The organism is Prauserella isguenensis (assembly GCF_014191605.1).
GTDB classification, from domain to species: domain Bacteria; phylum Actinomycetota; class Actinomycetes; order Mycobacteriales; family Pseudonocardiaceae; genus Prauserella; species Prauserella isguenensis.
The window spans coordinates 657,596-673,263 of sequence record NZ_JACHWU010000001.1 but is presented as its reverse complement, the minus strand read 5'-3'; the positions used below and the strand labels follow the sequence as shown (position 1 = coordinate 673,263).

The 15,668-nt window shown below is 71.8% G+C and carries 10 protein-coding genes; 3 read left to right on the top strand and 7 right to left on the bottom strand.

Features of this window, described 5'->3' with window-relative positions; all coding sequences use genetic code 11:
• Nucleotides 1-130: 130 nt before the first annotated feature.
• Entirely contained in the window at nt 131-4,063 is a 3,933-nt protein-coding gene (locus tag FHS23_RS03095; protein ID WP_183647397.1) for a Pls/PosA family non-ribosomal peptide synthetase, read from the top strand.
• Nucleotides 4,048-5,364: a M1 family metallopeptidase gene (locus tag FHS23_RS03090; protein WP_183647395.1), complete on the top strand. Its 1,317-nt coding sequence runs from the start codon at nt 4,048-4,050 to the stop codon at nt 5,362-5,364. Before FHS23_RS03095 ends, FHS23_RS03090 begins: the two co-directional genes overlap by 16 nt.
• A 23-nt stretch (nt 5,365-5,387) precedes the next feature.
• Here the strand turns inward: FHS23_RS03090 and rph are convergent, their stop codons facing one another.
• From rph to FHS23_RS03060, 6 genes are all read right to left on the bottom strand, one after another.
• On the bottom strand, nt 5,388-8,006 hold the full coding sequence (rph, locus tag FHS23_RS03085) for a rifamycin-inactivating phosphotransferase (protein ID WP_183647392.1): 2,619 nt from the start codon (nt 8,004-8,006) through the stop codon (nt 5,388-5,390).
• 224 nt (nt 8,007-8,230) lie between these two features.
• Nucleotides 8,231-9,112 (bottom strand): hypothetical protein, encoded by an 882-nt coding sequence (locus tag FHS23_RS03080; protein WP_183647389.1) that lies wholly within the window; start codon nt 9,110-9,112, stop codon nt 8,231-8,233.
• A gap of 213 nt (nt 9,113-9,325) precedes the next feature.
• Entirely contained in the window at nt 9,326-9,853 is a 528-nt protein-coding gene (locus FHS23_RS03075; protein WP_183647385.1) for a 2'-5' RNA ligase family protein, read from the bottom strand.
• Nucleotides 9,850-10,824: a DUF368 domain-containing protein gene (locus tag FHS23_RS03070; protein ID WP_343053604.1), complete on the bottom strand. Its 975-nt coding sequence runs from the start codon at nt 10,822-10,824 to the stop codon at nt 9,850-9,852. Before FHS23_RS03070 ends, FHS23_RS03075 begins: the two co-directional genes overlap by 4 nt.
• Nucleotides 10,825-11,102: 278 nt before the next feature.
• Nucleotides 11,103-11,639, bottom strand: coding sequence for a hypothetical protein (locus FHS23_RS03065; RefSeq protein ID WP_183647379.1), 537 nt, complete (start codon nt 11,637-11,639; stop codon nt 11,103-11,105).
• 212 nt (nt 11,640-11,851) lie between these two features.
• A complete protein-coding gene (locus FHS23_RS03060; RefSeq protein ID WP_183647376.1) occupies nt 11,852-13,687 on the bottom strand; it encodes a flavin-containing monooxygenase in 1,836 nt (611 codons plus the stop codon).
• A 139-nt stretch (nt 13,688-13,826) separates the two neighbouring features.
• Here FHS23_RS03060 and FHS23_RS03055 point away from each other — a divergent pair, with 139 nt between their 5' ends.
• Nucleotides 13,827-15,017, top strand: a complete 1,191-nt coding sequence (locus FHS23_RS03055; RefSeq protein WP_343053603.1) for a sigma-54-dependent transcriptional regulator family protein — start codon at nt 13,827-13,829, stop codon at nt 15,015-15,017.
• 12 nt (nt 15,018-15,029) lie between these two features.
• Here the strand turns inward: FHS23_RS03055 and FHS23_RS03050 are convergent, their stop codons facing one another.
• Nucleotides 15,030-15,608: a TIGR03086 family metal-binding protein gene (locus tag FHS23_RS03050; RefSeq protein WP_183647373.1), complete on the bottom strand. Its 579-nt coding sequence runs from the start codon at nt 15,606-15,608 to the stop codon at nt 15,030-15,032.
• Nucleotides 15,609-15,668 lie beyond the last annotated feature (60 nt).

Here is a 15,668-nt window from a genome sequence, read left to right as displayed (position 1 = left end):
GCGGGTGGGTTCCCCGGTCGTGTGATCCTGTCTACACCGCTCCGATACCTGCTGTTCATGCTGGGTATGCTGATCGGTCGTTCTCGGCCGTCTCACCCGGAGCTGGCCCGGATAGCGCCTGTGAGGGCTTGTGACGATCGCGATCGACAGACCTGCCGGACCGACGCCCGCCCCCGATCCCGCCGCCCGGGCCGTGTTCCGCACCGGGCCCGCGCCGACGATCCGGACCCTGCTCGACGTCCTCGACGACACCATCGCGCGGCACAAGGACGCACCCGCCGTCGACGACGGCTCCACCGTCCTGACCTACCGCGGCCTCGCCGCGGAGATCGACACCGTGCGGGCGAAGCTGGCCGCCGAAGGTGTCGGCGTCGGTGACCGCGTCGGCATCCGCATCTCCTCGGGCACGGCCGAGCTGTACGTGGCGATCCTGGGCACGCTCGCGGCCGGCGCCGCCTACGTCCCGGTCGACATCGACGACCCGCAGGAACGTGCCGAGCTCGTGTTCGGCGAGGCCGAGGTGAGCGTGGTCCTGCGGGACGGCGGTGCGGTCGAGCGGGTCGGCGAGCCGCGGGGCATGCACGGCACGCCATCGCCGGACGACGACGCGTGGATCATCTTCACGTCCGGGTCGACCGGCAAGCCCAAGGGTGTCGCCGTCAGCCACGGCAGCGCGGCGGCGTTCGTCGACGCCGAGGCGCAGCTGTTCCTCACCGACGAACCGCTCGGGCCCGGCGACCGCGTGCTGGCGGGCCTGTCGGTGGCGTTCGACGCCTCCTGCGAGGAGATGTGGCTCGCGTGGCGGCACGGCGCCTGCCTCGTTCCGGCGCCGCGTGACCTCGTGCGCACCGGCGTCGACCTCGGGCCGTGGCTGCTCGAACGCCGCATCTCCGCCGTGTCCACCGTGCCGACGCTCGCCGCGCTGTGGCCGGCCGAAGCGCTGGAGGACATCCGGCTGCTCATCTTCGGCGGGGAGGCGTGCCCGCCCGAACTGGCGGCACGCGTCGCCGTCGAAGGACGGGAGGCGTGGAACACCTACGGGCCGACCGAGGCCACCGTCGTCGCCTGCGGGTCGCAGCTGTCCGCCGAGGGCCAGGTGCGCATCGGGCTGCCGCTGCACGGCTGGCAGCTCGCCGTGGTCGGCGACGACGGCGAACCCGTGCCGATGGGCTCCACCGGCGAACTCGTGATCGGCGGCGTCGGCCTCGCGCGCTACCTCGACGAGGGCAAGGACGCCGAGAAGTTCGCCCCACTGCCGTCGCTCGGCTGGGAACGCGCCTACCGCAGCGGCGACCTGGTGCGCGCCGATCCCGAGGGGCTCGTCTTCCTCGGCAGGGCCGACGAGCAGGTCAAACTCGGTGGCAGGCGCATCGAACTCGGGGAGGTGGACGGCGCGTTGCAGTCGCTGCCCGGTGTCGCGGGCGCCGCGGCCGCCGTGCGCAGGACGGACGCGGGCAACCAGGTCCTCGTCGGCTACGTGTTGCCGGCCGACGGCGAGGCGAGCGGATTCGACACCGACGCCGCCGTCGCACGCCTGCGGGAACAGTTGCCCGCCGCGCTGGTGCCGCTGCTCGCCGTGGTCGACGACCTGCCGGTGCGCACCTCCGGCAAGGTCGACCGCGCAGCGCTGCCGTGGCCGCTGCCCGCCGGCTCGGTGGCCGGCGCCGACGACGGCCTGTCTGAGACCGAACAGTGGCTGGCCGAGGAGTGGGCCTCGATTCTCGGCGTGAGCGTCGGCGACGCGAAGGCGGACTTCTTCACCTGCGGCGGCGGCAGCCTCACCGCGGCGCAACTCGTCTCGCGCGTCCGCACCCGGTATCCCGAGGTGTCGGTCAGCGACGTGTACACCCATCCCCGGCTCGGCGACCTGGCCGAGAAGCTCGACGGCCTCGACGGCACGCCCACCCGTCGCCGCCGGGTCTCGCCGGTGCCCGCGTCGACCGGCCTGGTGCAGAGCCTCGTGCTGCTGCCGCTGCTGACGGTCGTCGGACTCCGGTGGACGACCATCGCGGCCGCGCTGTCGACGGCCCTCGGCGTGTTCGCGGGAGTCGCGTGGGCCCCCACGGTGCCGTGGTGGGCGCTCGCCGCGGCGTGGCTCGTGCTGTTCAGCCCCGCGGGCCGCATCGCGGTGTCTGCGGCGGGCGCCCGGCTGCTGCTTCGCGGCCTGCGGCCCGGTCGGTACCCGCGCGGCGGCCGGGTACACCTGCGGTTGTGGACGGCCGAACGGCTCGCCGACGTCACGGGTGCCACCGAGGTCGCCGGTGCATCGTGGATGACCCACTACGCACGCCTGCTCGGCGCCAAGATCGGCGCGGACGTCGATCTGCACGCCCCGCCGCCCGTCACCGGGATGCTCAAACTGGGCCGCGGAGCCGCCGTCGAACCCGAGACCGACCTGTCCGGTCACTGGGTCGAGGGCGACCTCGTCCACATCGGCAAGATCCGCATCGGCGCAGGCGCGCGCGTGGCTGCGCGGAGCACGTTGTTCCCCGGCGCGCGCATCGGCAAGGGCGCCGAGGTGGCCGCCGGTGCGACGGTGCGCGGCGCCGTGCCCGCGGGCAGGCGCTGGGCCGGTTCGCCCGCGACCGGCGATCCGAAGGGCGCGTTGCGCTGGCCCTCGAATTCGGCACCCCGGAAGCGGCGCTGGTCGCTGGCTTACGACGTCGCCTCGTTCGTGCTCGGCATGCTGCCCGCCGCCGCGGCGTTGCCCGCGGTCGCGGTCCTCGGCTCGGCGGCCGCGTCGGCGTCCGGACTCGCCGCGGCGCTCGGCCCGATGCTCGCGCTGACACCCGTCGCGGCCCTCTCATACCTGGGCACGTACGCCGCGCTCGTGCTGGTGGGCGTGCGCGCCCTCGGCATCGGCCTGCGCGAGGGTTTCCACCCCGTGCACAGCAGGCTCGCGTGGCAGGTGTGGGCCACGGAGCGGCTCATGGACGCCGCGCGCTCCGCACTGTTCCCGCTGTACGCCAGCCTGCTGACACCCGTGTGGCTGAGGCTGCTCGGCGCGAAGGTCGGCAGCGGAGTCGAGGCCTCGACCGTGCTCGCGGTGCCGAAGATGACCAAGATCGCCGACGGCGCGTTCCTCGCCGACGACACCATGGTCGCCGCGTACGAACTCGGGAACGGCTGGCTGCACGTCGCGCCCGCGCGCATCGGCAAGCAGGCGTTCCTCGGCAACTCGGGCATCACCGCGCCCGGCCGGTCCGTTCCCAAACGGGGGCTCGTCGGCGTGCTCTCCTCGACCCCGAAGAAGGCGAAGAAGGGCTCGTCCTGGCTCGGCATGCCGCCGATGCCGTTGCGCCGCGCCGTCGAGAGCGGGGACACCAGCCGCACGTTCGACCCGCCGCGCAGGCTCAAGGCGGCGCGCGCGGCCGTCGAACTGTGCCGGGTCGTTCCGGTGATGTGCTCGGTGGCGCTGTCGGTGCTGGTCGTCGCCGCGCTGCTGGCCGTGTGGTCGGCGTACGGCCTGTGGGTGGCCGCACTGTCCTCTGGGGTCGTGCTGCTCGTCGCGGGCGTCGCGGCCGCGGCCGTCTCGACCGTGGCGAAGTGGTCGCTGGTCGGCCGGTTCCGGGCGACCGAACGTCCACTGTGGAGTGCTTTCGTGTGGCGCGCCGAGCTGGCGGACGCGTTCGTCGAGACGCTCGCCGTGCCGTGGTTCGTCGGCGGCGTCGGAGGAACGCCGCTGCTGCCCGCGTGGCTGCGCACGATGGGCGCGCGGATCGGCAGGGGAACGTGGGTCGAGACGTACTGGCTGCCCGAGTCGGACCTCATCCGCATCGGTGACGGCGCCACGGTGAATCGCGGGTGCGTCGTCCAGACACACCTGTTCCATGATCGGGTCATGAGCATGGACACCGTCGAGTTCGGCGAGGGCGCGACGCTCGGCCCGCACGGCATCGTGCTGCCCGGCGGCGGCATCGGCGACCGTACGACCGTGGGCCCCGGATCGCTCGTCACGCGAGGCGACACAGTGCCCGCCGACTCCCGTTGGCAGGGCAATCCGATCGCGGCGTGGGGCGAGGAGCGCCGGTCGGGTGACGAAACCGGGTGGGGGCACACGTGACGGCGCAGCCCGAACCCGGAGCCGACCGCTCCGGCGACTCCTACCTGCCCGCCCACGGCAACGGCGGCTACCGGGTACGTCACTACGACCTCGACCTCGAGTACCGCCCCGTCGCCAACCGGCTGTCCGGCACCGCCCGCATCACCGCCGTCGCCACGCAGCCGCTGTCGGCGTTCACGCTCGACTTCACCGACTACAAGCTGAGCCGCGTACAGGTGTCGGGCACGAACGCCCGGTACACGCACCGCGGTCACAAGCTGCGGGTCAAACCCGCGCGGTCGATCGCCGAGGGCGCGGAGTTCACGGTCGAGGTGCGCTACGCGGGAAACCCGGAGCCGCTGTCGTCACCGGAGTGGGGCGACGTCGGCTGGGACGAGCTCACCGAGGGCGCACTCGTGGCGAGCCAGCCGATCGGCGCGCCGACGTGGTTCCCGTGCAACGACCACCCGGCGGACAAGGCGACCTACCGCCTCGCGTTGAAGGTCCCCGCGCCGTACACCGTCGTCGCCACGGGCGGTCTCGTCGACCGGCGCAGATCGGCGAGCACGGTCAGGTGGGTGTTCGAACGGGCCGAACCGACGGCACCGTACCTCGTGAGCGTCCAAATCGGATACTACGACGACGTCGACCTCGGCGGCGCCCGGCTGTTCGTCCCCACGCGGCTGCGCGAGAACGCGCTCGTCGACTTCGGCAGGCAGCCGGACATGCGCACCGCCCTCGAAGGGTGGTTCGGCCCGTACCCGTTCGGCGACTACGCGGTCGTGGTCACCGACGACGAACTCGACGACCCCATCGAAGCCCAGGGCATGGCCGTGTTCGGAGCCGGGCACGTCGACGGGCGGCGCACCCACGAACGACTCGTCGTGCACGAGTTCGCGCACCAGTGGTTCGGCAACAGCCTCACGGTCGCCGACTGGCGGCACATCTGGCTCAACGAGGGCTTCGCCACGTACGCCGAGTGGCTCTGGTCCGAGAGCTCCGGCGGCGAATCCGCCGACACGCTGGCCCGCCGGTGGCGCGGAGCCCCGGCGCAGCAGGGGAGCGGACCGCGTATCGCCGACCCCGGCATCTCGGAGATGTTCTCGGAGCGCGTCTACAAGGGCGGCGCGCTCACGCTGCACGCGTTGCGCGGTGAACTCGGCGACGACACGTTCTTCGCACTGCTGCGCGACTGGACGAGCACCCACCGGCACTCGACCGTGACGACCGCCGAGTTCACCGCACTGGCGGCCCGGCATGCGGGCCGCTCACTGGACCGGTTCTTCACCGCCTGGCTCGACTCCGACGTCCTGCCGCGGTGACGCGGACCGGCCGAGGCGCCGGTCTAGTCGAGGACTTCGACGTAGCCGTGGGTGCCGTCGACGCGGATACGCGCGCCGTCGACGAGCAGCCGCGTCGCGTATTCCACACCCACGACCGCGGGCAGACCGTACTCGCGGGCGATCACGGCGCCGTGCGTCAGCTGGCCGCCGACCTCCGTCACCAGGCCTGCCGCCGACACGAACAGCGGTGACCAGCTCGGATCGGTGTAGGCGGTGACGAGGATGTCGCCCTCCTGCAGATCGGCGTCGGCCAGGTCCAGTACGACCCGGGCGCGTCCCTCGACCGTGCCCCGCGACACCGGCAACCCCGCCATCGCACGCTCGGGCAGGTCCTCGCGTCGGTACGACCCCTCCACGGCCTCGCCGTCCGAGGTGAGCACCCGCGGCGGCGTCAGCGTCCGATACGCCTCGAACTCCGTCTTACGCCGGGCGATGACGTCGTGGTCGGCCCGCCGCGTGCGGGCGAGCTCGCGGAACTCGTCGAACGTCAGGAAGAAGACGTCCTCGCGGTCGGTCAGCGCCCCTGCGGTCACGAGCCGGTCGGCTTCGGCCAACAACGCCTGCTTGTACACGAAGTAGCGGCAGACCATGCCGTACTTCGGGTACTCGCGGTAGCCGATGAACGTGCGGAGGACGTCGATCATCCGCTCGGTCTCCGCGGCCTTGCGGTCGCCGTCCGGCAGGGCCCGGAGCCGGTCGAGCACGTCGCGTTTCGTCCGCTGCGCCTCCTGCTTGCCGTGTTCGAACCGCCGCCGTGCCTCTCCCGGTTCGAATCCCGCGATGTTGCCGAGGATCACCGGCGCGAGCGCCGACGGCCGTTCGCTCCACCGCGGCGTGGTGATGTCGATCTCGCCGACGCACCGCATGCCGTAGTTGTCCAGATAGGACCGAATGGCCCGGCGCGCTTCCTCGCCGCCGGGTACGGTCGCGAGCCGTTCGAGGAACTCGTCGCCGCCGGTGTCGTTCAGGACGGCGATCGCCTCCGGATGCGGGCGGATCGCGTCGGCCACATCCAGCAGCGCCAGGCCCATCTCCGAGGTCACGTTGTTCGGTGCCGACTGCGTCAGTGCGTCCGTGAGACCATGTTCGCCCAGCCATTCGGGCAGCCGCTCGTCCAGCCAGGACACCGCCTCCGTCACAGCCATGATCACCCGGTGGCTGTCGGGATCGAACATGATCTGCCTCAGTTCCTGCAGATCCTCGAGGATCGCGTCGAACAGTTCCGGTCCGGACACCGCCGGTACCCGCCGTTTCGTGGCGGCGAGCGATTCCTCGTGGCGTGCGATCAGCTTCTCCGGGATCGACGGGTCCGGTTCGATCGCCTCCGCGGCGCTCGCGGTCGACGGTGGTGGCGCGGGCTGCGAGCTCGGGTCGGCGGGAGGGGTGAGGAACCCGTCGCGGTCGGCGACCGTGCGGAGTGCATCGCCGATCAACGGGTCGGAACCGCCCAGTGCGCCGAGCAGACCGTCGCGCGTCGCGGGGGAGGCCAGGCGCTCGGTGACGTCGACGAACAGCCTGCCGCCCGCGTGGACCATCGGTGCGGGCGTGGTCAGCAGCCACACCGACAGTCCGAGCGGCTTCATGGCGTCGGTCATCATCTGCTGGTGACCGACCGAGACGTAGACGCGATTGCGGTCGTCGGCCGCCTCGGGGATCGGGAACACGGTCGTGATCGGTCTGCTTTGGACGATCAGGAACTCGTCGCCGGTGCGGCACCACTCGATGTCCTGCGGCCTGCCGAAATGCGCCTCGATCCGGCTGCCCAGCTCGTCGAGTCGCACGGCCTGCTCGTCGGTCAGTGACGGCAGGCGCCGCTGCTGCGGCGGGATGTCGACCTCCGCAGTTCCGCCGCCCGGTGCCGCGCGAACGGCCGACCTTTTCCCGACGATCGTCGAGTCGACGACCTCCCCGCTGCGCACGATGAACGAGTCGGAGTCGTCCATTCCGCCCACAACGGTTTCGCCGAGGCCGAGATTCGCCGCGATGGCGGTGATCGTCCGATCCCCGGTGGTGGGCGCGGCGGTGAACATGATTCCCGACGCGTCCGGGGAGGCCATCCGCTGCACGACGACGGCCATGCCGATGCCGTCGTGGTCGGCGCTGGGATCGGCGCTGGGGCGGCCGAATCCGTTCCGCAGCCGGTAGGTCACGGCACGTTCGGTGAACAGCGAGGCCCAGCACCTGCGGACGTGGTGCAGGACGTCGGCGGCGCCGACGTTCAGATACGTGTCCTGCTGGCCCGCGAACGATGCCGTCGGCAGGTCTTCGGCCGTGGCACTGGAACGGACGGCGTAGGCGGTGCCGGCGTCGACCCGAGCGGTGACCGCCTCGGCGACGTCGCCGGGAACGGTAACGCCTTCGATGACGTTCCTGATCTCCTCGGCGAGGCTGCGAATCGTTTCGCGGTCGCCGGGATCCAGTCGTGAGATCCGGTCGAGCTTCTCGTCCAAGGACGGCGCTGTGGCCAGGACCCGGCGAAAAACGCTCGTGGTCACGCAGAATCCGGCGGGAACGTCGACTCCCTCGAGTCGTGACAGTTCCCCCAGCTGGGCTCCCTTTCCCCCGACGAGGCCGGCGTCCTCGAGGCCGACCTCGGTCAAGCCCAGTACGACATCATTCATTTCTGCAATTCCCCCTGCGGATTCGATCCGTTTCGACCGGAGAATTGTGCTCCCGATGCCGGGTCTTGCCGCAAGGGGGAGGGTGTGCTATAAATTGGGCACGGCAGGGAGATGGGGCTCCTTGCCGATTTTTTGTTTTGAGCGCATGTCGTAGTCGTTCTCACCGAAGGCCGTGCTCGCCAAAGACCGGTCTCACCACAGGCACGTCTCACCACAGGTTGGTCTCACCACAGGTTGTGGCGTAGCAGGATCGCGGTGTTGCCGACCGTCGTGTAGCCGCGCCATTCGAGCGCCGCGGCGGGGGAGTAGCTGTCGAAGTCGACGGTCCAGCCGCCGTCGGCCCGTTGTCCGTGTGCGACACGGTCGAGGTCAGTGGCAACGGCCGTCTCGCTGACGAGTTTCCGCACGGGGCGTCCCGGTCGAGGGGCGAGGTCCAACAGGTACAGCGTCTCGCCCTCGGCCCCGCCCTCCACCGGAACGGCACCGTCGGCGGGGACGAACGTCGCCAGGTGGTCCAGCAGTGCCGGAGCCTCGGGGCGGGTGTCGGCGGCCGCGTCGACCAGCTGCACCGCGAACGACAGGACGTACGCGAACGGACGCTCGTCGAGGTCGCGGATCCGGGCGAAGCAGTACTCGGTGGCGCGCGTGAGCCACGGGTGGGTGGCCGCGTCGGCGTCGAACGCCGCGAGCCGGTGTGCCTGCGCCGCGACCGCCGCGGTGATCTGCAACGACGACGCCCGCGGGTCGGCCTGCGTCCAGAACGGTGCGCAGCCGGTCGCGTCGGCGACCGGGAGCGCGAACGGCAACCCGCCGTCGGGCAGGGTCACCGAGGTGAGCCAGTCCAGCAGTTCGACGGCCCGGGCAGTGGTCACGGGTTCGGCGTCGGCCATCGCCTCCAGCGCGTGCAGTGCACCGGCGGGCTGGCTCTCGGGCGCACGCAGGTCCGGTTCGATGCCCCAGCCGTAACCGCCGTCTGCGTTCCGGTACGCCTCCAGCGCGGCGAGGACCGCGTGGCCGTCGCCCGCCCCCGTGAGCGCATCCAATCGTCGCCGGTCGAGTTGCCGCCCGTGCGCCGTGAGGAACGTGCGCGCCTGGTCGATACCCATGCACCGACGATGGCACCTGTGCCCGGCCGTCGCTTGTACGAAACGGCCGTGCCGCCGCCGCTCCCGTACGCGCGGCCCGGTCGAGCGAGGCGGCCAGTCGCAGGTCACCCGGATCCGGTGCGGCCCGCCGCCACGGCCGGTCGGAGCACCGCGCCGGCACGCGGGATGTCGACCCGTCGCTCGGCATAGCCCACGCCGGTCACCTCCCGCCGGTCAGCGCAACTTCCACGACTCGCGCACATGGCAATTGTCGTTCTCCCACCACTGCAGGTCGATCCGGTCGACGCGGAGCCGCACCGGCAACACGCCGGCCAGGTCCGCGGCGACGGTGTCCGGCGTGATGCCGTCGGCCACGCGGTCGAGCGTCAGGTGCGGCACCACGTTTCCGAACTCGCCGCCGTACGGCGGGCACCACGGGAACGCCGCGGTGAGGGCGCGGGTCAGGACGCGCAGCGGCCGGTCGGGGTCGGCGCGCAGGTGGATGAGCCCGTCCGGGAACGTCTCGATCCGCCCGAGCACGGTGTCGAACGCGGGAGTCTCCGTGGCGATGCGGGCGACGACGTCGAGGTCGGCCCGTGTGGGTTCGGCCAGCCACGGCGCGAGCAGCGTGATGTGTGCGTGCGCGAACGCGGGGTCGGACGACACGAACGACGCGTCGTAATGCGCGGTGCGGGCGCGGACCCAGCCGTCGAGTTCCGCGACACCGACGGCCAGTACCGAATGGCCGGACGAGCCGGTCACGCCGCCGGGGAGGTCTCCTGCTTAGGCGTCATGCGCGCCTCGACCACCATCACGGCGACGACCACGCCGAAGCCGACGAGGCCCAGCGTGATCGCCATGCCGAGGTGGTCGCCGGGCGCGAGGAGTCCGCGGTCGTCGGTCTGCCACGGCCACAGTGCGCGGAGGCTGCCCGCCATGAGGCCGGTCAGGACGACGAGCGTGATGCGCTTGCGGTGCTCCAGCAGCCACTGCAGCACCTTGACGATCGACCCGAGGCCGATCACGGCGCCGAGCGCGAACAGGCCGAGGTAGGCGAGGTCGCGATCGTTCACCGCACTGAGCGTCGGCTGGTAGAGGCCGATCGTGAGCAGCAGGAACGAGCCGGACAGGCCGGGCAGCACCAGTGCGCAGATCGCCACCGCCGCCGACAGGATGATCACCGGTGCCGTGGCTTCGAGGTCACCGGGCGGCAGACTGACGAGCACGTACACGACGACGGCCGTGACGAGTGCCGCCAGCCCGTCCTTCCACGTCCACGGCGTGTGGCCGCCCGAGGAGTCCTTCGCCGGTGCCGTCTTCGACATCGAGTACGGCACCCACAGCGAGGCCAGCACCATGCCGAAGAACAGCGCCCGCGTCTGCACCGGGTGCTCCTCGACCCACACCTCCATGAGGCTGGCCATGATCAGCAGCGCGGCGAACATGCCCGCCAGCAGCGGGATGATCGTCCGCCAGGCGACCGAGCGGAACTCCTCGGCCGCCCGTCCCATGCCCTTGCCGCGCGGCAGGTCCGACACCGTGCGGACGACGCCGGAGATGAGGTGTCCCGCCGAGGCGATCGCCGTGTCGTACACCTTCGTGACGAGCGCGACCGTGCCGCCGCTGACCCCGGGAACCGTTTCGGCGGTGCCGATCAGCGCGCCGCGCACCACGTCGATGCCGTAGCTGGTCCACGCCGGGGCCTTGCCCGCGCGCTGCGGCGATGTCGTCACACTCTCTCCTTCGTCCGGCCGGCTCCGTCGTGCGAACCGGCGGCTCCTTCGTGCGGGCCGGGAACGGCCGCCTGCGGCCGGTTCCATGTTGGCAGGCGCCGAGTTCAGGGCCGCCGCAGGTCCTCACCCGGGGCGGACCCGTCGCGAACCCGGGCGTGCAGCAGCGCGAACGCGGCCGCGCGGGCTCGACACGGTGCGGGGATGGGGCCGTGAGGTCATGATGCGGCGACGGACGTAGCCGCCGTGTGAAAGCCGTGCGTGTCCTCCGCAGGCGGCTGTCAGCGGCCCGCGCGGATGTCGGCGAGGGAGCGGTCGTGGCGGCGGAAGAAGTCGCCGATCTCGGCGTCGCGCAGCGGCACGAAGGCGAGTACGAGCAGCATGTTGCCCGGCAGCAGCAGCCAGGCCGTCTGTGTCAGCGCGACGACCCACATGACGGCGCTCACGGGCAGCGCGACGAGCAGGACGGTGCGAGCCCACCGTTTCGGCTCGGCCAGCACCAGCGACGCGGGCGCGACGAACGCGAACTGCAGCGACGTGACGATCAGCAACGTCCACAGCAGCCGGTCGGTCGTCGGCACCGCGGCCGCCATGGCCAGCAGCACCGACAGTGCGCCGCTCAACAGCGTGAGCCACCGGATGCGGCCCACGCGACGACGGATGCGGTCGTCGGGCGACTCGGCGTCTGGGTCGAGCGCACCGGCTGCGGGGTCCCGGCCGGGGGCCGCCTCGTCGGCACCACCGGTCTCCGTGCGCTCGACGTCGACGGGGCCGGTGTCGTCCGGCTGCTCGTTCGGTTCGGCCGCCACCACGTTCACTCCCTCACCTCGCCGGTGTCACCTCCATCATCGACCATCCGGCCGACGGCGGGCGTGCCAGGGAGGCAGTGGTGTGCGGGCAGGCACGCCGGGTGGCCCCGGGCCCCCTCGTCCCGGGGCCACCCGGTGCCCGCCCACGACCCCCGGGGGCACCCTGACTGCGGTGGACGCAACCAGGGTGCCCCGGGGCTTTTCTCCGGTGACCGGTCGTTTCAGCTCAGGTGGTTCACCTCGGCGAGTTCGTGCACGGGCGTGGGGATGCCGACGTGCCGGGCCTTGAGCTGCAACGCCAGGTACAGCGAGTAGTGCCGGGACTGGTGCAGGTTGCCGCCGTGGAACCACAGGGCCTCCTGCTGCGTGGGCTTCCACATGTTGCGCTCCTCGCCCTCCCACGGGCCGGGGTCCTTGGCGGTGTCCGAGCCGAGGCCCCACACCTTGCCGACCTTGTCGGCGACCTCCTGGCCCATGAGGTCGGCGGCCCAGCCGTTCATCGATCCGTAGCCCGTGGCGTACACGACGAGGTCGGCGGGCAGTTCGGTGCCGTCGGCCAGCACGACGGAGTCCTCGGTGAGCCGTTCGACCTGCCCATGGGCGAGTTCGACCTCGCCGCCCGCGACGAGATCTGCCGCGCCGACGTCGATGTAGTAACCCGAGCCGCGGCGCAGGTACTTGAGGAACAGGCCGGACTCGTCCTCGCCGAAGTCGAGCCAGAACCCGGCGCGTTCGAGCCGTTCGTAGAACTCGGCGTCGCGCTCCTTCATCTTCTCGTACAGCGGGATCTGGAACTCGTGCATGATCCGGTACGGCAGCGACGCGAAGATCATGTCGGCCTTCTCGGTGGTCACGCCCGCGGCCAGCGCCCGTTCCGAGTACAGGTCGCCCATGCCGATCTCCATCAGGCTCTCGCTCTTCACGATGTGCGTGGACGAGCGCTGCACCATCGTCACGTCGGCGCCGTACTCCCACAGCGCGCCGCAGATGTCGAACGCGGAGTTGTTGCTGCCGATCACGACGACGCGCTTGCCCGCGTAGGCGTCCGGCCCGGGGTGCTGCGAGGAGTGGTGCTGCTCGCCGCGGAACACCTCCTGCCCCGGCAGCTGCGGCACGTTCGGTTTGCCCGACATGCCCGTGGCGAGCACGACCTGCTTCGGGTGCAGCGTCATGCGTTCACCGTCGCGGTCGACCTCGACCGTCCACTCCTTCGTGGCCGGGTCGTAGTTCGCCGAGGTCGCCGTGGTGGAGCCCCAGTAGGGCACCTCCATGATCTTGACGTACGACTCGAGCCAGTCGGCGATCTTGTCCTTCGGCGCGAACACCGGCCAGTTGTCCGGGAACTTCAGGTACGGCAGGTGGTCGTACCAGACCGGGTCGTGCAGGCACAGCGACTTGTACCGGCCGCGCCACTGGTCGCCGGGCCGCGGATGGTTGTCGATCACCAACGCGGGCACGTCGAGTTGCCGGAGCCGCGCGCCGAGCGCGATGCCGCCCTGCCCGCCGCCGATGACCAGCACGTACGGCTGCACGGTGGTGCCGAGCTCGGCCTCTTCCTGGGCCCGCTTCTCGGCCCACGTCATGCGGTCGGGGTTGATGCCGTGCTCGGCGCCCATCGGACGGTGCGTGCCCCGCGGCTCCTCGTGGCCCTTGAGCTCGTACATCGTGGTGAGGAACGTCCACGCCTTCGTCTCGTGGTCCTCCTCGACGAGCCGGGCCAGGCCGCGTCCCCTCCCGATGGCGGTCTCGAAGGTGAACCACGCCGTGATGACGCCGTCGGCCTCCTCCGGCGGTTCCTCGAGCGCGAAGTTCGCAGGGTCGACGTCGCCGAGGGTGGCCTCGAGTCGCCGCGCCACGCCGTCCGGATTCTCCGTGGTGGTGATGTTCCAGGTGAACGCGATGAGGTCGCGCCAGTAACTGGTCGCCGCGAACATGCTCGCCGCGCGGGGAATGTCGCGCGCGGCCAGTGCGTCGGCGAATCCGGTCAGCCAGTTCTCGGCCTTGCGCTGCGGGCTCGGCAGCGAGTCGGTCTGCGGCGAACCGAGGGTCTGCGTCATCGGAGGGCCCTCCCTTGCGGCAACGTGGTTCATCGTGTGATGTGGGATACACGATCCGCGCAGAGTTGCCGGTCGGGCCAGCGTTGCGTCGCGTTGCACGCGCCGGGGCCGGCGGGAAGCGTCGTCGGGAGGTGCAGTCGTGGTCGGTGAGATGGCGTTGTCGGAGCTGCCGGCCGACCTGTCCGAGCACGCGCGGGTGATGCAGCGGGTGCACGAGGCGGTCCTCACCGGTTCGCGCCCGCCCGTCCGCCCGCGTGGTGTGGTGGAGCGGTCGTGGTCGCGCATGCTCGACCTGGGGCTGGACGTGTCGGGGTCGCCGCGCGCGATGGTGCCGTTGCCCGACCTGGAGCTGCGCAGGCGCCGGTCGGGACTGGAGCCGGTGATCGGTGAGCTGCGGCAGCTGCTGAGCCGGGCCGCGGAGACGTCGCCGTTCCTGGTGGTGGTGACCGACGCCGACGGGGTGATCCTGTGGCGGGACGGTGCCTCCCGGGTGCGGGCGTACGCGGACGCGCTGGGGTTCGCCGAGGGTGCCCGCTGGACCGAGGCAACGGTGGGCACCAACGCGGTCGGCACCGCGCTCGTGGAGGCGGCACCGGTGCAGCTGCTGGCGGCCGAGCACTTCGAGTCCGCGCAGCACCCCTGGTACTGCTGCGCCGCGCCGGTTCATTCGCCGGTGACGGGCGAACTGGCGGGCGTGGTGGACATCAGCGGCCCGGCTCTGACGTTGCATCCGGCGATCGGTGCGCTCGTGGAGACGTCGGTGCGACTGGCCGAGTCGGGGTTGTGGCGGGTGCACGAACAGCGGCTGGAACGGCTGCGCCGCACCGCCGAACCCGTACTCGGCGGCGTGGGCGAACCGCTGCTGGTCGTCGACGACGACGGGTGGGTCGCGGTGCGGTCCGGCATCGCGGCCGGTCCTCGGGTGGCGGTGCCGCGCGAGGGACTGCCGTTGGCGGTCGCGGGCCTCGGGCTGTGCACCCCGGAACGACTGGGCGAGGGCTGGCTGCTGCGCCCGCGCAGGGAACGCGGCCCGATGCAGGCCGAACTCGACCTGTCCGGCGACCCCGTGGTGCGGGTGCACGGGGGCGACGGGTCGTGGTCGGCGGGACTGACGAGGCGGCAGGCGCAGGTTCTGGCGCTGATCGCCCGCGCGGGCCCGGCCGGCGTCGACGCGGCCGTGCTCGGGCGTGGACTGTTCGGCGACGACGGGCACGCCGTGACGGCGCGGGCCGAGGTGTCCCGGCTGCGGCGCGTCGTGGGTGACCTGGTGGCGCCTGCGCCGTACCGCCTGGCCGACGGCGTGAGCCTGACGGTCACGGGCGAGGCGTAACCCTGCCCGGGGTCAGCCGGGCGGGCGGCGGCCGAGGAGCGCGACGAGGCGGTCGATCGGCGGTGCGTCGTCGGGATACGGCTGTGCCGGGCCGAACGGGCCGTCGTCGCCGCCGCCCAGGCCTGCCAGCTGTTCACGGGTGAAGCCGAGGGCGCGCTCGACGATGTCGTCGGGGTAGTCGACGTACTGGCCGGTGGCGACGGCGAGGTCCCAGCCGTGCACCAGGTCTTCGACGGTTCGCAGCTGCACCGCGGCGATGCCGGGGATCGCGCCGACGGGCGCCTCGATGACCTGCTCCAGCGCGCCCGGCCTGCGGAACGCGGTGACGACGTCGGTGGCGTACGCGCGGTAGGCGCCCGCTGGGTCGTCACCGAGCGCGTCGGCGTAACCGGGATCGAGCGGATGGCCGGGCCTGCCCGTCAGCAGCCCGGCGAACAGCCTGCTGCCCAGCGCGAGATGGTTCGTCACGTCGCGCACCGACCACGCGCTGCACGGCGTCACGCCCTGCCACTGGTCGGAGCGGATACGGGCGACGACGTCGCCCACGGCCTGCAGGCTGACGTCCAGATCGTCCACGGGTGTGTTCGGCATTCAAACTCCCGGCCCGAGGTGCGGTGTGCTTACTGCCCGGCTCTGCGGCGGTCTGCGGTG